The sequence below is a fragment of the Cupriavidus sp. FW305-F7 genome, from assembly GCF_058782875.1.
On sequence record NZ_JBYSYC010000023.1, the window covers coordinates 1 to 17774 of the forward strand.

The 17774-nt window shown below is 62.6% G+C and carries 14 protein-coding genes and 1 tRNA gene; 9 read left to right on the top strand and 6 right to left on the bottom strand.

From position 1 onward, the window contains the following. A partial coding sequence (locus AC3WL8_RS21235) for a sensor histidine kinase (protein ID WP_492378740.1) occupies nucleotides 1-958 on the top strand: 958 nt, incomplete at its 5' end. Here AC3WL8_RS21235 and AC3WL8_RS21240 read toward each other — a convergent pair. After that, entirely contained in the window at nucleotides 944-2086 is a 1143-nt protein-coding gene (locus tag AC3WL8_RS21240; protein ID WP_211980412.1) for an ABC transporter substrate-binding protein, read from the bottom strand. The genes AC3WL8_RS21235 and AC3WL8_RS21240 overlap by 15 nt on opposite strands. Before the next feature lie 174 nt (nucleotides 2087-2260). Here AC3WL8_RS21240 and hemN point away from each other — a divergent pair, with 174 nt between their 5' ends. Continuing rightward, the gene (hemN, locus tag AC3WL8_RS21245; RefSeq protein WP_492378741.1) at nucleotides 2261-3739 is read left to right on the top strand and encodes an oxygen-independent coproporphyrinogen III oxidase; all 1479 of its coding nucleotides are present in this window, start codon (nucleotides 2261-2263) and stop codon (nucleotides 3737-3739) included. A 73-nt stretch (nucleotides 3740-3812) separates the two neighbouring features. Here hemN and AC3WL8_RS21250 read toward each other — a convergent pair whose 3' ends face one another. Further along, a complete protein-coding gene (locus tag AC3WL8_RS21250; RefSeq protein WP_492378742.1) occupies nucleotides 3813-4706 on the bottom strand; it encodes a c-type cytochrome in 894 nt (297 codons plus the stop codon). A gap of 460 nt (nucleotides 4707-5166) precedes the next feature. Here AC3WL8_RS21250 and AC3WL8_RS21255 point away from each other — a divergent pair. The 6 genes from AC3WL8_RS21255 to AC3WL8_RS21280 all read left to right on the top strand — a co-directional run bounded on the left by AC3WL8_RS21255 (nucleotide 5167) and on the right by AC3WL8_RS21280 (nucleotide 10785). Next, nucleotides 5167-5242: transfer RNA gene (locus AC3WL8_RS21255), tRNA-Arg, on the top strand. Between the two features lie 217 nt (nucleotides 5243-5459). Continuing rightward, on the top strand, nucleotides 5460-6533 hold the full coding sequence (locus AC3WL8_RS21260) for a hypothetical protein (RefSeq protein WP_492378743.1): 1074 nt from the start codon (nucleotides 5460-5462) through the stop codon (nucleotides 6531-6533). 168 nt (nucleotides 6534-6701) lie between these two features. Further along, nucleotides 6702-6995: a helix-turn-helix transcriptional regulator gene (locus AC3WL8_RS21265; RefSeq protein ID WP_492378744.1), complete on the top strand. Its 294-nt coding sequence runs from the start codon at nucleotides 6702-6704 to the stop codon at nucleotides 6993-6995. A 13-nt stretch (nucleotides 6996-7008) separates the two neighbouring features. Beyond that, nucleotides 7009-7425, top strand: a complete 417-nt coding sequence (locus AC3WL8_RS21270) for a hypothetical protein (RefSeq protein WP_492378745.1) — start codon at nucleotides 7009-7011, stop codon at nucleotides 7423-7425. A 302-nt stretch (nucleotides 7426-7727) separates the two neighbouring features. Further along, nucleotides 7728-9236 carry a YfjI family protein gene (locus AC3WL8_RS21275; protein ID WP_492378746.1) on the top strand — a complete coding sequence of 503 codons (1509 nt, stop codon included), beginning with the start codon at nucleotides 7728-7730 and terminating at the stop codon, nucleotides 9234-9236. A gap of 469 nt (nucleotides 9237-9705) precedes the next feature. Further along, the gene (locus AC3WL8_RS21280) at nucleotides 9706-10785 is read left to right on the top strand and encodes a hypothetical protein (protein WP_492378747.1); all 1080 of its coding nucleotides are present in this window, start codon (nucleotides 9706-9708) and stop codon (nucleotides 10783-10785) included. Between the two features lie 177 nt (nucleotides 10786-10962). On the opposite strand, the gene AC3WL8_RS21285 is transcribed toward AC3WL8_RS21280, so the two are convergent. The 3 genes from AC3WL8_RS21285 to AC3WL8_RS21295 form a co-directional block, all read right to left on the bottom strand. Next, on the bottom strand, nucleotides 10963-14538 hold the full coding sequence (locus AC3WL8_RS21285) for a DEAD/DEAH box helicase (protein WP_492378748.1): 3576 nt from the start codon (nucleotides 14536-14538) through the stop codon (nucleotides 10963-10965). Further along, nucleotides 14538-15311: a hypothetical protein gene (locus tag AC3WL8_RS21290; protein WP_492378749.1), complete on the bottom strand. Its 774-nt coding sequence runs from the start codon at nucleotides 15309-15311 to the stop codon at nucleotides 14538-14540. Before AC3WL8_RS21290 ends, AC3WL8_RS21285 begins: the two co-directional genes overlap by 1 nt. Nucleotides 15312-15794: 483 nt before the next feature. Further along, nucleotides 15795-16856, bottom strand: a complete 1062-nt coding sequence (locus tag AC3WL8_RS21295; protein ID WP_492378750.1) for a toxin-antitoxin system YwqK family antitoxin — start codon at nucleotides 16854-16856, stop codon at nucleotides 15795-15797. 159 nt (nucleotides 16857-17015) lie between these two features. On the opposite strand from AC3WL8_RS21295, the gene AC3WL8_RS21300 reads away from it, so the two are divergent. Continuing rightward, entirely contained in the window at nucleotides 17016-17363 is a 348-nt protein-coding gene (locus AC3WL8_RS21300) for a helix-turn-helix domain-containing protein (protein WP_492378751.1), read from the top strand. Nucleotides 17364-17387: 24 nt separating this feature from the next. On the opposite strand, the gene AC3WL8_RS21305 is transcribed toward AC3WL8_RS21300, so the two are convergent. After that, nucleotides 17388-17561, bottom strand: a complete 174-nt coding sequence (locus tag AC3WL8_RS21305) for a plasmid related protein (RefSeq protein ID WP_492378752.1) — start codon at nucleotides 17559-17561, stop codon at nucleotides 17388-17390. Nucleotides 17562-17774 lie beyond the last annotated feature (213 nt).

The window sequence follows — 17774 nt, forward strand, 5'->3', positions numbered from 1 at the left end:
GCCCCGGCCCGAGGCGTGGCCGCCCGGGCCGCGGCCGGAAGGCGCGCCCGCCGGGGTGTCCGGCGAACGCATGCCGCCCCGGCCGCCGCCGCGCTGGCCCTGGCCGCCGCACCTGGGCCTGCTGTTCCAGGTGGCGGCGATTGTGGCCGCTTCGTGGGCCGGCGCGCGCCTGCTGGCGCGCCCGGTGCAGGAGTTGGCTAGCGGTGCCGGCCGGCTGGCGCAGGACGTGCACGCCGCGCCGCTGGACGAGCGCGCCGGCCCGGCCGAAGCGCGTGCCGCGGCGCAGGCGCTGAACCATATGCAGCAGCGCATCCGCACGCAGCTGGCACAGCAATCGCGTTTCCTGGCGGCGGTGTCGCACGACCTGCGCACGCCGCTTACGCGCATGAGCCTGCGCATCGAGCGCATGGACAGCGCGGATGTCCGTGACGTGCGCTACCGGCTGCGCCAGGACCTAGCCGAGATGAACGGCCTGATCGATGCCACGCTGTACTACCTGCGCGACCGCGACGAAGCCGGCGGCCCGCGCCAGCGCGTGGATGTGCTGGCGCTGCTGCAGGCGGTGGTCGACGATGCCGCCGAGACCGGCCACGAGGTCGCGCTCGGCGGCCAGGCGCAGCCGCTGCTGGCGTGCCCGTCCGAGCTGCGGCGCGCGGTGGTGAACCTGGTGGAAAATGCGCGGCGCTACGCCGGCGCGGCCAGCATCGTGCTGACCGACAGCCCGCAGCGGGTGCTGATCGACATCTGCGACAACGGCCCCGGCATCCCGCCCAACGAGCTGCCGCGCGTGCTCGAGCCGTTCTACCGCGTCGAATCCTCGCGCAGCCGCGCCACCGGCGGGGTCGGCATGGGGTTGTCGATCGCGGCCGACATTGCCGCGCGCCATGGCGGCGAGCTGACCCTGAGCAACCGCCCTGAAGGCGGCCTGCGCGCGCGCCTGTCCTTACCGCGCGGCTGACGCCGCCAGCGTGACGTACTGCGAGCCGCGCTGCCCGTGCGTGAAGTCGAGCGAAAAATCGCCCACGTCCACGCGCCCCTGCAGCGCCCGCCGCATCTCGGCCGCGCCGCTGCCGCGCAGGCCAGCCAGCGCGCGCGCCAGCCACGCCGCGCCGATATAGCCGGCCAGCGTGGCCGGCGACGGCGGCTCATCCAGGTATTGCTTCATGCGCGCCACGTGTTCCTTCACCACCCGCAGCGTGGCCTGTTGCGGCCCGGGCGCGACCTGGGTCAGCACCATGCCCCCGCTGTAGCCAGCGCCCAGGATCTCGCGCGCGGCGGTGGCGCTGACCGACGACAGCCCGACCAGGAAACCGTACCAGCCCTGCACCGCCAGCGCGCGGCCGAGCCCCGCGTAGGCAAGGGTATCGCCCGCCACGATCACCGCGCCCGGGCGGGTGGCGGCGATGCGCCGGGCGGCGGCATCGGGATTGGCGTCGAGCGGCACCGCGCGCGCGCCGGTCTGCGCCTCAAGCCGGGCCAGCGAGGGGGCAGCGAAGTCCGGCGCCAGGGCCAGCGCGATGCTGGTCAGGCCATAGCTGCGCAGCTGACGTACCGCCGCGTCCAGTTCGGCCTGGTAGTCGGCGCGGGTGAACCACACGTTGTCGGCCGTCAGCCCAAGGCCCGATAGCGGCGCCACGATCTGGACGCCGCGCCGGCCCAGCTCGGCCGATGCGGCCAGCGCCGGCAACAGCCGGTCGCCGGGGCCGAACAGCAGCTCGGCGCGGTCGGTATCGGCCAGCGACACCGCCTGCGCCAGCGCGCGGTGCGGGTCGGGATCGGCATCGCGGACGACGTGCGCGATGCGCACCGGGCCGTTGCCGGCGTTGACGGCGTCAAACATGACCTTGGCCCCGGCCAGGTAGTCGCGCGCAAGGTCGGCTTGTGCGCCGCCGCGGTCGAGCAGGTGGCCGACCACGACCGTGCGGCGCGCCTGCGCCTGCGTCTGCGACAGCGCTGGCCAGGCGGGCAGGGCCAGTGCCGCGCCGGCGGCGGCAAGCAGGCGGCGCCGTTGCCGGGCCGGCGCTGCCAGGTGGCTGCGCAGCGGTGGGTACGGCGGAAACATCGGAGTCTGGTCGGGAGTTGGCATTGCAGGGGCAGGTGACGCGCAGGCCGGCGGTGGCGCGCAGCGTATCCGCCACACATGACACCAATGTGACGCCCGCCGCCCGCAGGTCCAAGGCCCGCGCTTGACGGCGGTCAACGCGCCAGCGGCGGTGCGGCCCTACGATGGGCCGTCACACACCCATACCCCCGCGCCCCCATGACCCCGTCTGCCATGACCTCCCCTGCGCCCGACCGCCGCGCGCTATCCGACTTCCGCGCGCTGGCCGGCCGCATCGACGGCAACGGCCCGCGCTATACCTCGTACCCGACGGCCGACCGCTTCCGCAGCGGCCCCGACCTGTCGCTGTACCACGACGCACTGGCCGCCTGCCGGGCCGATGCGCCGGCGCCGCTGTCGCTGTACCTGCATATCCCGTTCTGCGAGAACATCTGCTACTACTGCGGCTGCAACAAGATCATCACGCGCGACCATGGCCGCAGCGCCCGCTACGTCAACTACCTGGGCCGCGAGATGGCGCTGGTGGCAGGCCGGCTCGGGCCGCGCCGCCAGGTGCTGCAGTCGCACTGGGGCGGGGGCACGCCGACCTTCCTCGACCCTGACGAGATGCGCCGCGTGATGGCGCTGCTGCATGAGCATTTCGAGCTGGCGGCCGAGGGCGAGCATTCGATCGAGATCGATCCGCGCCGCGTCGACCACGCCCGCATGGCGCTGCTGGCCGAACTGGGCTTCAACCGCGTCAGCCTGGGCGTGCAGGATTTCGATCCTGAGGTCCAGCAGGCCATCCATCGCATCCAGCCCTTCGAAGAGACCCGCGCCGTGGTGGATGCCGCGCGCACGCTGGGTTTCCGCTCGGTCAGCCTGGACCTGATCTACGGCCTGCCGCACCAGACCGCGGCGCGCTTTGGCCGCACCATCGAGCAGGTGCTGGCGCTGCGCCCCGACCGGCTCTCGGTCTATAGCTACGCGCACCTGCCGCATGTGTTCAAGCCGCAACGCCGCATCGACGAAAATGCCTTGCCGCCCGTCGGCGAGAAGCTCGACATCCTGGTCTCCACCATCGAGCGGCTGACCGCCGAGGGCTACGTCTATATCGGCATGGACCATTTCGCGCTGCCCGACGACGACCTCGCCGTGGCCCAGCGCGAAGGGCGGCTGCAGCGCAACTTCCAGGGCTACTCCACGCACGCCGGCTACGACCAGGTCGGGCTCGGCATTTCCGCGATCGGCGCGATCGCGGGGCGCTACGTGCAGAATGCACGCACGCTGGACGAGTACTACGGCGCGCTCGACCACGGCCGCCTGCCGCTGGCGCGCGGCGTGGCGATGAACGCCGACGACCACCTGCGGCGCGAGATCATCGGCGACCTGATGTGCAACGGGGTACTTGATATCCCGGCGCTGGAAGCGCGCCACGGCATCCGCTTCAGCACGGCCTTTGCGCCTGAGCTGGCCGACCTCGCCGCACTGGGCGCGGACGGGCTGGTGCAATGCGCGCCGGAACGCATCACCGTGACGCCGCTGGGCCGGCTGCTGGTGCGGCGCGTGGCGATGGTGTTCGACCGTTACCTGCGCGAGGATGCCGCGCGGCCCGCGGACGCTGGTGCCCGGGCCGCTGCCGCCAACGATGGCGCGCAGCCGGTGCGCTTCGTGCCGCGGTACTCGCGCGTGGTGTAGCGGCCGCGCAGGCGGTACGGACGAAAAAAAGCCCGCGCACATTGCGCGGGCTTTTCGTTTGCAGCGGAAGGACTTACTTGGCGGCGCTGGCCATATAGTCCGAGGCGGCGATCACGTCCGCGTCCGGGCCAGCGTAGCCACCCTTGGGCGGCATCACGCCCTTGCCCTTGAGCGCAAAGTTGTGGACCGCGTCCATGCCTTCCTTCAGGCGCGGCGCCCAGGCGGCCTTGTCGCCGAACTTGGGCGCACCGGCTACGCCGGCGGCGTGGCAGGCGGCGCAGACCTGCTCGTAGACCTTCTTGCCCACGTCGGCCGAAGCGGCCGGAGCAGCAGCGGGTGCGGCGGCAGCAGCTGCCGGGGCCGCAGCAGCGGGCGCTGCCGGTGCAGGCGCGGCAGCGGCGGCCGGAGCGGCGGCTGCTTCAGGGGCTGCGGCGGTCGCCGACGCGGCGGCAGCCGGGGCAGCCGGCTCCGGGAACTTGGCGCCGCCGGCATCGGCCATGTAAACCACGGCACGGGCCAGTTCGTAGTCGGCGTAGTCGTCCGGCGTGGTGCCGGCGCGCGCGGCCATCGCGCCCTTGCCGTTCATCACCGACTTCATCAGGCCGTCAAAGCCCTGGCCGATGCGCGCAGCCCAGTCGCCGGCGTTGGCGTACTTGGGTGCACCCGCGGCGCCGGTAGCGTGGCACGCGGCGCAGATTTCCTTGTAGACCTGCTCGCCCGTCTTGAAGACGCGCGGCGCGTTGGGATCCTTGATTTCGAGCGAGGCAACCGGCTTGATGCGGTCGTTGACGGCTTCCGCCGTGGTGGCAGCTCCGGCGCTTTCCGTCGAGCCGTGTCCGACAAAGTTGACCAGCAGAATGATCACGATGATCGGCACCAGGAAAGCCGCGATCACGACTGCGATCAGCTGCTTCGGGGTTTTGATGGGAGACTCGTGTTCGTCGTGTTCGTTGTGGACGTCGCTCATACAGAACTCTCAGTTTTGCAGGAAACCTTCTGGCCGCTTACGCTCGGCGTGCTTATTCTGGCCCGGTCTGGTCATTTGCTGACCGCTGTCCGGCCCCATCCGGACCGCCCGTGCTGGCTGCGGCCCTTGCCTGACTTGGGTCTGTCGTTATTTGCGCGCTGCGGACTGTCTCCCGGACCGGGCCTGATTGTCGCCGACAACAAGCCGCGCGGCCTTGACCCCGGTCGACTCATTGCATCGGCGGTGTGGCGGGCACGATTTGACGCAAATAGCTGGCGATTATAGCGCCAAAGGCCCCCCGCCAGTGCCAAAAAGCGGCGGTTGCGAGACGTTCCCTGAAGCCCATGGCGGGCCCGCATGGACGGCACGGGGCAAAAGCGGTATCCTATGCGACTTTCCTGCGGCGGCACTCGCCCGCCGCAACCGCTGTACCCACAAACCGGTTGCAAAACCGTCCTGTGCGCCCGTAGCTCAATGGATAGAGTACTGCCCTCCGAAGGCAGGGGTTGCTGGTTCGATCCCAGCCGGGCGCGCCAAATTTCCGCAATAAAATCAAATGGTTGGCCGAAAACAAGCAAGGATCACTTGGTTTCGTACGGAATTTGTACGGAAAAGTGATGTGGGTGACTAGCCGATACTGGTCGCGTACCTGGCTGGTTCCGCCAATGCAGAACAGGGGGCAGACCGACTGTGCCGGCCGACCATCTTGCCATATAGTCTCGCCGGGCTTTGCTTACTGCGTGGGAGGAATGGGTGACAGATCACGTTGAGTTGCCGGCCGGCGTGTTGATCGACTACTTGGACTTGGCTCGTGCAATGGCACGGGCGGCACACCCGGTGGCCGAAGCCGGGGCGACCGGCATGGCTTGCGTCACGGGCAAGTTGGCGAGATCCATTCTCTCTGGCGGGTTCCCAAGAGCGGATTTGCCACGAGCCTCCCAGCAAGACGAACTGCAGCTGGGCGGGAGCCCGCTTGCTTCGTTTCTTTCCACTTTTGAGTTTTCGCAAACAATACGAGTGACGGCCAGGGAGCCTGAGCAACCTGATCTGCTGTCTGGGGCGCCGACGGGCGTTAAGGCCGCCGCGGCGACCGAGCTACTGCTCCCGTGCAAGCTAACAAGCGAGGAACGCCAGCGCCTCGCCAAACTGCTGCCGCAATTGCCCGAACTGCGCCATCCCATCTCTGCTGACAGGCGAACCGAGTTCATGGCGGCCTATCGCAAGCTGGCTGGAGATATCCACTGGGAGCCGATCTTACTCACTGAGCGTGACGTTGAAGCGCAGCGCCAGAGGCAGGAGCACACTTACGTGCAATTTCGGCAGGCGCTGAGGGATGAGGTTTCCAGCGGTAGGCTGGTTGCCTGTAATGCGTTTCACATTCCGGTAAAGGCTCTCGGCCCCGGCAGCTTCATTCCTCGTCAATCGGCGATTGACTACCTGACGCGCTATGGATTTGCATGTAAGGAAACGGGGGTCGGTTCCGCGGTCAAAGCATCGAGGTCGATAGATCCAGCGCAACCGGTGTCTGAATCGTTGCCACTGGAGCGACCTGATCCAGTGGCTATTGGGCCGGGTGCAGAGGCCCAAATGGGTACTTCATTGGTAGATCTGGCCAAGAGTTTCGGCCGCAGACCTCCTTGGACGAATCAACAGTATCAAGAGCTAGATAGTTACCATCGCGAGCGAGCCGCTGTTGGAAGGAGCCCAACCAAAGACTGCGCGGGAAAATTTGGAATAGACGAACGCACAGTCCGCAAGAAGCTCAGGGAATGGGAGGTGTGCCCCTCGAATCCCAGGAATCTCACATCCATATCGGCCGGCAAGTAGTCCGGAGGGGGCCGCCCGGCCCCCCTGCAAAGCCTTATCGCAAAAGACATTTACGGATGCACTTGAGCGGCCCCCTAGGGCCGCCCTCATTCTCCATCGCTCACGGCGACAGCCGGAACCGGCGAACGGGTCCAGACCGGCCCGTTCCCACAATCGATGGAGAACACAATGTTTAGCCTGCCCAAAGATGCCGCATTGCGGCAAACCATTCCCCCCTCCCATGCAGCGTCCGCCGACGCGAGCCAGTTGGCGCGACAGTTCGACAAGGCGCTGCACATTCTACGCATGAAGCAGTTGGTCGAGCGGACGAAGCTGTCTCGCGCGACCTTGTACGTAATCATGTCGCGTGATCCGAGCTTCCCGCGCAAGATCAAGCTGACGGCCCGCGCAATTGGCTTTCTCGAGTCGGAAGTCGACGCTTGGATTGCGCTGCGCGTTCATTCGAGCGGCGCCGCGAACTAAAGGAGGATGACCAATGATCCATCCCGCCATCAAGCGAACCGCAGCGGTACTGCCGATTTCCGACAAAGACCTGAAAACAATTGGAGAAGCACTCAACGCGCTCGACTCCGGCAAACGTCTGCAAGAGAGTGAGTTGTTCAAAAAGCTGTATCCCGACATTGTGCGCACGCTCGCGCGCAACGTTCCGCAGAAGAGGATCTTGGCGGAACTTGAGCGTCTCGGCCTGAAATTGCATCCGGCACGATTCAAAGCATTGCTTCAAGCTGAGGCCACGACGCTCTCTGAACGTGGCGATCGCGTGTGCTGTGATCGTTGCGGATCGGTGTTGCCGCCGCCGGTGGAGCAGCCGGCCAATGCTGTGGCGACCATGTCCGGTACCACAGACATGTCGGGCGGTGCCCGTAGTCATGCTGCGCACGAGGCTGCGTGATTGCCGTCACCATGCTGCGGTAGCCGCCGTATCCACTGGCGCCGAATTTGGACCGCTATCAGGTGCCCGATTTCGGAGCATCGATCGATCACAGTATCCGGCCGAGTCGCTACCAGCTTTGAGTGTAGCGCCTGACAAGCGTGATCAAGTTTGTCCCGGCACCTTGAATGCCGGGACGCTTCTCTCCTACTTGGGCGCGCAGATGCGCGCCTCTTATTTCGGGAAATGACATGTACGGGCATAGACCATTCAGGCGGTGGAGCGGTCCGCCGACTTATCCAACGGCGGCCCTTGCCAAGCCGATGTCTCCAGAATGGGGACTCGCTGAGAGTGATGCCGATGTTGGCACCACCTTGCCGCCGCTCCTGCACGATCTGATCAACGAGATATGGGAAGAAACCGGAGCAGACCGTGCGATGATTGCGACGTTGGCACTTGGTTTTGCGGCCCTTGCCGTGCAAGGGCTCTATGACCAGCAGCGCCCGAATTGCGAGCCATCTTCTTGCGGGCTCTTTGTACTGGTGCTCGCGAACTCCGGGGCTCGGAAAACAACTGTCATGCGAAAGCTGGCGCAGCCCTACCGAGACTTCGATGCGGCTCAGCGCGCCGCGCTCGCAGAAGGCAAAAGCGATGCACGCACCAGACGTCGCACGTGGGAAATTGAGCTGAAAGCTTGCGAAAGGGAGATGGCCAAGGCGGGGGATAAGCCCGAGAAACTCGAGTCCCTCAAGCTGAGGCATCGGGATATTATCGGCCGCGAAGAAAAAGAAAATCTGCCGCCACAGCTAATCTACGAGGATACGACGTGGTCGGCCTTGGGGCGCGGCATGAGCGAAAGCTCGCCGTCAGCAGCAATCGTGAACGATGAGGCTAGTGAATTCTTCAAAGGTCTGCTTGCGCCGTTCCTCGCGAAAATCGACAAATCCTGGGACGGCTCTGGCATCTCGCTCGACCGGAGTACCTCCGATAGCTTTACGCTGAGCGCCACACGTCTGACGCTGATTCTCGCCCTGCAGAATCGCCCGTTTCAAAAATACATCGAACGTCACGGCGTCGACGCGGTTGATCTCGGGTTCTTGCCACGCTTCCTGGTCGTTCGCGCAGGTGCGGCGGATCGTCGAGGTGCGTCAGGTCATAAGGAGGTCTCGCGAGAAGCCCGTCGTCGCTATCACGCACGCATCACAAGGCTGTTGTGCCGCTATGCCAAGAAGATACAGGCTGGCGACTTTACCCGGATACCTTTGCCGATGTCCCCGGGAGCGGAAGCACAGTGGAATGCAACATACGAGTGGCTGGCCGAAGCCATGCAGCCAAACGGCTGCCTCGAAGCGATTCAGGGCTATGCAGCCAAGTGCGCGGAAAATATCGCTCGCGTTGCAGTGGTGCTCCAAATTTCTGATGACGACACGTCGACGGAAGTGTCACTCACCAATATGCGTCGGGCGATCATAGCGTGTAAGGCGTATACGGCGCAGTATCTGAACCTGTTCGGAGCGTTGCATATCCCGGTCGAGCAGTGTGATGCGGAAAACGTGGAGCGCTGGCTACGTGACTACGTCGAGAAGTCCGGTCAGATGGAGGTTAGCACGCGCATCCTACGACAGTACGTTTCGGGTGGGAGCGAATTCCGTACCGACAAGAAGCGCGTCGATACCGCGCTCGAGTACCTGGAGGTTCAGGGAAAGATCCAGCGAGTCAAGTACGGTCCTCGCCTCAGCATTGTTCTGAATCCGGAGTTCTTCGGGCAGAGAGCACGAGCCGTTCTCCCTCCCGGCCGAAGCGACCTCTTCCTTCCGATGCGAAGGACCTGAGTTGCGTGCTACAGGCTCTACATGTAGAGCCTGTAGTGCCATTCCTCCTGGCGACCATGTGAGTTACGCCGTCCTGCCGGCTCCAATGCGGCGATCATCGACGTACGCCGCCACGGAGGGCAACCGTAGCCGGCTCGCTACAGCCAGCACTGAGGCCTCGAGTTGACCGGCGAGCGTCGGCCGATGCATCGGCTGATGAATTGTCTGTCTGTCGTTCCTGAAACGTCTTTTGAATCAGCAAGAGTTTGACTCCCTCTACTTCATCTCTCTGTGCCAACACATGTATTACTCGCGCACGTATTTTTTTGCCGCGTGCATAGCTCTGTATGTGAGGCGAGGGCACATTAATGAACGTTTCACGGCGATTAACTTGGGCGCGCCGTCGGGCGCCACGCGCATTCTACAAAACCACACTTACGGTTCTTATGTAATGCGAAGCTTAATGTTAGTTAATATAAGAAAGAGAAGAATGGAAGACTGTATCGATGAGTTGATTTCCTTGCTAAAGCAGGTTGACTTTGATCTCAACATGGAAGAAAGGGAGATTGAAGGTCGCAGCAAGATTACCGTGCATCAGGACTATGGCTCCCTGCCCTTCTGTCTGTATGAGATCGAACAGATGGTGCGTGAAATAGAGAAAACAGAAGAGCTTGGCTTCTTTATTGGATGGGGATGGCAGGGTCTAACCTCAGTGCAACCGCTTACACTGGCGACGAAGTATTACGAACGCATGAGATCGTTCCTGAAGGGGCACTCCTGTAGCACCGTCTATACGTTGCGAGTGAAAGCGTTTTACGACGCCTGCAAGGCGCTCGGCATGCTGGATGGAAAGTTCATGCCTGGTGAGCCATGGCAGGTTCATGCAGACTCTGGGCGAGTCCATGCTGACCTCTTTAACGCGATGATCGAAAAGGTGCGAGAGAAGTGCCGATCATCGGCGTTCAAGGCGCGACTTCGCTCTCGTGAAACGAACGCGAAGCGCAACGAGGCGAAGGGGCTTGCGCTGGAAGCTCAAATGTTTAGGTGGAAGTCCCGTCACCTGATCCTGTCGTTACACCTTGGCTATCACCAGCAGTATCGAAAGAGCATTACCCTTGAGGAGATCCAGCGACACCGTGAAGGGTTCTTCAGGAACCGCCGCATGAATGGTCTGCTCAAGGGGATCAAGGGCTTTGTCTGGAAGATCGAGGAGGGCGAAGACACGGGGCTGCACCTGCACGTGCTCCTCTTCTATACGGCGAGTTCACGGGCTGACGTGCACATTGCGCAGCTGATCGGCGAATACTGGGTGAATGTAATCACGAGAGGCAAGGGCTCATACTGGAACAGCAATGCGCAGAAGTGGAAGCACAAGTTGTTTGGGCACGGCATCGGTACTGGCATGATTGATCGTACCGACACCGCGAAGCGTGAGGCGTTGCGCGAGAACATTCGCTATCTCGCCAAATCCGCCCAGCACCTGATGATGAAGTACGGTGACCACACGAGGACGTCCGGTACTAGTCACGTACCGGAAAAGATAAAGCCTGGACGGCCGCGTATCGACTAACCTATTGGGTGGGCTCCGAAAGGCTGAGTTCGCTTGGCCTATGGAAGTCTGAATGGCTCGAGAGTTCGATATCGGGTGCTCTTCCGAAGCGGCTAGGATGGCAGCTTCAAGGGGCCATAAGGGGTAGCTGCCTTGATAATTTTCGATGACGTTGCGGGCCGTCAGGAGGGCTCGCTGTCATGTGTGGCGATGTCGAAGGTAAGCCGAGCCCACGATAGTCGCGGTCTTCACCTGCAGGTCGAAGTCATAATGTTTAGGACTGTCGAGCCAATCTTCGGATCTTTCGGATTTTGCGACCATATGGCCGGCGGGATCGAGCCACGCCAGTCCGCCGACTGATGGTACCGGAAAGACCGAGACATTCTCCACCAAGAAGGCATCAGCTGGGCGCGCGAGTTCGGCCGGTATCGCGATGGTAGCCCGCATGGCTGCCGCCTCCGCCGCCCCGCGACGGCTCTGCATCCAATTCCGAATCGTCCTCGGGTCGAGGAGGTCGTTTGCGTCGGCCCCGGTCGACCTCTCCTCGTAGTAGAGCTTCGCGTCGGATTCCGCTTCCTGGCGGTCAACGACGTTGCCCCGCGCCAGCAGGAAGGCAGCGACGGGATCCAGAGTGCCCCAATTCACCAGCTCCTTTAGCCAGAACGCGATCCATGGGAGCCCGCTCCTGGGCCAGTCATCGATTTCGAGCGCGTGCACCGGACCACCCCTGTCGACGTTGTCCATCAGGAGACTAACCAGGCCCCCCAGACCCCAGTTTCCGCGATAGATGAAGTTGTCGTTGGCGAACTTGAACCACTTCGGGCAGTCGTCAGGACGCGGCCGTTGCTTACGCTGGAGCGTTCCAGCTGCGAGCCACCATTGGAGGACGAGCCGCCAGCTCACATTCTTTTTCAGCTGCGGTTCGATCCTGAATGCAGGCACTGCGGAGAGCGATTCGAGAACCTCCGCGATGAAGTCCAGTTGCTCCTCCTGGCTGCGTCGTGCGTAGTCCGCGCCGGACTGCAGAAGCTCGCGGAGCTTGTCTGCGATGTTTAGCAGCACCGTTGCCGATCGGGGCGCGAGGCTGGTTTTGTATATTCTTCGGCGTTGCGCGGCGTCGGGATACAACCGGTTGATGGCGAGCCCTCTCGTAAGCCAACGCAGCTTGAGCACCTCTTCGCTCGCGGCGGCGGCTGCCGCGTACGTGTGCCTCCAGATGCGGGAGAGCTCGATCTCAATCTCCGCCGGCTCAAGCTCCGCCGTTTTCAGCTGTGTGACCTCCTGCAGTGCGGCGATCAGGATGGCGTCTAGCGGATCGAGCAGGTCGAGCAGACCTCCGGCGGTGTCCTCGGCTTCCTTTCCGATCACCGCTGCGCGGGCGAGCCACTCTTCAAATGCTCCTTTTCCGTCCAACTCAGTCCATGTTTTGCGCAGCGCGTCCAATAGGCTCTGAAGCGGGCTGTTGGCGCTCGCCGTTCCGTCAGCGGGTGCGTTGCCCGCTTTCAGTATCTCCTTGATGAGCTTGTCATATGCTTGCCGCTGCCGGTTCCAGGCCTCTCTCCCGGCCCGGCCTCGTTCCGCCTCCGGCAGTACTACGAGTGCGGCCCCTTCCGTAGAGACGCCCGGACGTCCGGCGCGCCCGATGAGGTTCGTGAACTCCTGGCGTGACATGGGGCTGGTACTGCGAAAAAGGCTCGGGATCAGCACGGTGTTCACGGGGATGTTGACGCCTTCCGACAAGGTAGACGTGGCAATGATGACCCGAACGAGACCACGGTCGATGACCACCTTTAGCCTGCGCGCCAGCAGCGGCGGAAGCTGGCCGTGATGCACTGCGATCCCGTACTTTAGTAGTCGATACTCGACGGACAGCTCGGTGAAGTAGTCGGCCGCGCTGGCGAGGCACCTCGTCCAGGCCTCATCCTTCTCATCGATCGCACTGTAGGCGGGCAGTTCCTCGCCTTGCCACTGGTCCATGAGGTCGGCGCAGGTCTTGGCGAACGCGCCGACATTCTGGGTGATGGAGACAAGCACCGACGGGCGTAGTCCGTCGCTCCGCTCACTAGCCAAGTTGAGCGCTGCCCACAGCGTCGGGCCTCGCATGCGAACCTCGGGACCACCAATGGGCATGCCCCCCGGGATAGGGCCGAAGGGGGCCGGGACGTACGGAGTCTCCTCGCTTGTCCCATGACCGAAGCGGAGGCTCTGCCCGTCCATCAGGTCGTAATGAATCGAGAATGCGCATCGTGGGGAGACCTCAAGCTTGCCGATCATCTGACGGGTGCTTCGATGGGTCGACGTGACCGGGAGAGCGTCCGGGCCTCCGCCGAGCCAACGCGCTATCGCGGGCGCGGCCTGCGCGGCAACCGCCGAGAGCGCGATAATCCTGAAGCCGTGTGTGTCCTGTGCACGGAGTAGGCGCATTCCCAACTGCTCCAGACGGAGCGCGCGCGACGTGCCGCCGGCCAGTTCGGCTGCCTTTACCGGATCGAGTTCGACCATGTGTGCCTCGTCGATCACGACGAGCCGCACGCGGTCTAGGAACAGGACTCCAAGATAGCGGATCAGGGCGTCTGCCTTCTCGAACGTACAGATCACGATAGCCGGGTCATCGGATTGGATCCAGGCGTCGGTCGGCCCCCAGTCCACCCCGCCGTACAGACCGGTTACCACCACCGGGCGCGCGTCGATGCCCCTGAGGTCTTCCGACAATCTCTGCTCCACTTCAGCCGCCAAGGCGCGAGATGGGACGAGGTACAGGATCAGGTTCCCAGGACCGATGTCTGCAAGTGAGATAGGACCATCCCGCTCCTCGAAGAGGCCTTGGACGACACCGAGGGTCGCGATCGTGGTCTTGCCCGAGCCTGTCGGCGTGCAGAGCACGAACGACCCTTCTTCCTGGAGTCGCCTGATCCCATCCGCCTGTGCAGGCCACACTAGTGCGCGCCTGTTCAAGAACGCGGCACGGGCAAACTGCACGAGCGCCTGACCGGCCCTCTCCGATGAACCTGCGCGCAGCCGCCCCACGTGAGGCCACAGGCAGGTCTCTGCGAATCGGCGTGCACTAGCTGCGACTAGCCGTGCCAGCAGGAAAGAGTAGGGTTCGCGGCTATGAAGGAAGGCAAGAGCTAGGCGGTCGAGCTTCGCCAGGGCGCGCTCAATTGGCACAGGGCCTCCCGTTCGCAGGTACGCGCAGACCGTGCCAATGCATTTCACAACATGCTGTTCGGAGAGACGGCTTAGCTCTAGGTCCGCCTCTACCTGTGAACCATTGGAGGGCGGCGACTCGGCATCGTGCTCGTCTTGCCAGTAGCGGCCAACTGCGGCCAGGGCACCGGGGAAATCACCGGAGAGGAAGTTCCTCAGGATCTCGGAGCCATGCTCGTTGACGGGCACTCGGCGCAGGTGCCCGAGGGCCATCGCTGGGAGGTCGGCCACTTGGTAGATCGCTGCGGCGATCAGGTGCAACGGCGATCCAGCTGGTCTGATGTCCTCTTGGGACAGCCATTCGACGATCTGGGCGGCGCGCTGCAGCGATGCCCGCCAGCTCGAACCCGGTGCCTCCTCACGCTCGATCAGGCCACATTCGACGAGTAGCATTGCCTCGTCGAGGAGTAATTCCGCGTCGGCCTGCGAGAAGGTCGATAGTCCCGGTCGGGACATATCGCGCCGTAGCTGCTGGCTGTAGAGCTTCGCATGCACGGACAGAAGGGCCGGACCGGCTCTCTCCTTGCGGACCGCCTGGGCGATATCGAGAATTACCTCGTCGGCCATCACTTGCCCCTGTAGATGATGTCGACCACGCCCTCGAGATCAGGGATCTGAAACTCGAGCCCAACTAACGGGTGAGTCAACTTGTATGCGGGATGGCGTTTGGCCCCATCCATCCAGCTCTTCCGACTCTTCGGCTTTTCCGGTCGCGCACCGACGGCGTACGAGACGCAGTCGTATCGCCCTGCCGTTGTGTGGCCACTGCGCCAGAGGTCGAGGAGTGCCGCCCGCCACTTTCGAGCCTCGTCTGTGTCGTACTTCTTCAAGATGTTGATGAGCTCCCGGAAACCGCTGTTCCGAAGTAACACCGTCGAGAGCTTCGCATGCGCCTCGGCGATCGTCTGGTTACTGTTCGTTCCGACGCACTTCGCCTCAATGACGAGCACGTCGGTTATCACACCCGAGTCGTTCATGCGAAAGGCGAGGGCATCGTCACCAGTGCGGCCCGGTCTCATCCCCGCGGCGTCATCTTGATTGAAGGGGAGCCCTCTCACGATACGCTCGTTGATTGACGCCAAATGCTGGAGTTCGACCGTGTGGAACCGGAAGAGCATGGCTGGCACCTGCCAGTCGGTATGGCCGGCAGCTCCCCAGTGCTCGACAGCGAGGGCTCCCAGCGCCTCGCCGAGATATCCCTGCTGCGTGACTCGGTGGAGGAGTCGCGGAAAGTTGGCCGCTGGATCCGAGGCGGGGTCGTTGAATGAGCTGAGATCGTCCTCGAACCCCTCCCTGAGGCTCCTCCTCGCATCCTCGAAGGCTTCGTCGAAATAGGCCACAACTTCGTCCTTGAATGGAGCCAGCAGGGACTTGCGTTCCTCTTTCCATACACTGAGCGTGTATTGAGAATTGCCACCAGGCAGCGGAACGCTTACGAGCCACGTGTTTAACTGAGTCAGTTGAAGGCGTTTCGAACGAATCAATTTCTCGAATCCCGATGGCTGTTCAAATGCTAAAGATCGCTGGAAAGTCTATCGTAAAACAAAGATGCCAACAGCTATAGGGAAGGCAAACGGCGCTTTACGGAAAGAAGCCGACATTCGTGTCCGAGTACTGGCGGATATTATCCTGATTCCTTTCGAGCCGCCGCTTATCGCACCGAACCGCCGCTCGCGTTCGCTGCCGTTGAACGGCCCCAAAAGTCCCAATAGGTGCCCTGCGCTCTCCCAGTAGTTGGGCAAAGATCCAAAAAAAGATGGCCCGGCGAATACCCCCCATAGGGCCCATAGGGGGGGCGTCGGGTCACCACTTATCTGTATCCACTAGCTGGAACGCTTCCCCGCCTTGCACCACAACTGCCATTCTTCAATCTGGTCCGCTGCAATCATTGCACCCTCTCCCTTCTCCTTCCTGTACGCAGCCGTCCAGCCATCGACACAGGCATCGACGCTTGCCACTGGCATCGATCCCGATGCACTCGTGCCACCGCCGGATGCGGCAACTTCGACACCGTTGTCATAAGTCTTCTCGCTGATGAGGTTTCCGCTAGCGTCCCATTGCTTGACGACCCCATGAAGCCTGCCATTCACGTACTCGGCGCGACCAGTCTGCTTCCCAGTCTGCGCATCGAATGATTCGTCGACGCCGACCGGTTGCCCTTTGTCGTAAGTGCCGCGGCGAATCACTCGCTCACCATCAGGCGCGTAGCGGGTAAACGTGCTGTCGTACTTCCCATCTACGAGCGTTGCGAGCAGGATGCGCTTGCCCGTGGTCTCGTCAAAGCCTTCTTCTTTGCCGTGAAGTACCCCATTCGACCAGGAGGCGCTATGGACGAGCTTGCGCGTGTTGGGACTGTAGATCTCTTGCTTTCCATCGGGTTGCCCCTCCTTGAATGTCACCTCGGAGACGAGTTGCTTGCTATCGCGAGGATCGAAGAGCTTCAGTGTCCCGTCAAGACGTCCGGCACTGAAGCCCATTTCAACGTGCACATTTTCGGACTGCGGGGCTTTGCATGTCGCTTTGCCATCAAGGATTCCGTCCTTTACATGAACATCACAGAGCGTTTTGAATAGCACGGATAACAACATGCCATCGGGCAACATGCCGGGTGCAGCCTGCAAATTTCCAAGGGATGCGAGGACATTAATGCCAATTGCACGGCCGAACTTTGCGATCCCCTCTTGAGCGGAGAGAACCTGCATATTTGGCACGTTCGTCACAGTACCTGAGAAGGGTGTGTTCGCATTCCTCGCGTAGACCTTGCCGTTGACGACCTGGGCATTGTGGAAGTCGAGTATCTCGCTTTTACCGCATCCCGCCAGGACCAGGATGGCTGCGCTACAGAGCACAAGCGCCAGGCTGTTGTGGTAGCTCTTTGAATTCATTGCGTTTTTCCTTGTTATTGAAGTGAAGATACGGGACCAGACCCGTTAGTAGGCGAACACGCCAAGTTTCGTTAACGACTTTATAGGTCGAAATTCAACCTATAAGGCACTTCATGTCAAGAAGGCGATGCCCAACCATTTAGGTGGATTGGAGAGGGCATGCGCAAAACAGACATGGACCAGTTGGCCGGCGTGGTGGGACGGGCGATCGCCAGGCAGCGCATTGCCGCCAATCTCACGCAGGAACAGGTGGCGGAACGGCTGGGAATTGGCAATGAGGCAGTTTCCCGCATGGAGCGGGGCGTGGTGATGCCGACCATCGGGCGGCTTGCCGAGCTGGCCGATGTCTTTCAGTGCGAGACATCCGACCTGTTGACGGAAGCCACCAACCGGGCCAGCGATCAGGCCCACCACCTGGCCCGGCTGCTTTCGAAAGTCAGCAGCCACGACCGGGCCATGCTCGTTGAGATGGTCGAGAAACTGTCGGCAAGGCTGGCCCGCCGTTGATTTGCGCCCGGCTACCTGGGTGCCTCAATATTCGTCTGGGAGCAGGAGGGTCGTGACCGTGCGATCTGCTTCGGTAATCACCCAGACTTTCTTGCCCGTCTCCAAGGTGTAACTGGACAACAGACGCATCCCCGCGATGAGGGCGATTTCGTTCTGCTGCTGGTCCTCCTCATCCAGTTCGCCCCAGTCGCCGCTCATGTGGCGGACGATCAGGGCAATCGGATGCGATTTCGCAGCCCTCTATGCGGACAGAGCACCAAGCGTTGCCAGCAGGCGGCCAAGGCTAAACCGGGGGAGATCCCCACCCGGGATGTGCGAGTCAGTCATCAATCGTTTCTCCAATAGAGGACACGCCCAGCTCGGGCGAGTGATAGCGGAATAGGAATAGTTCTGAAGCGTGGGAGGTCGGCG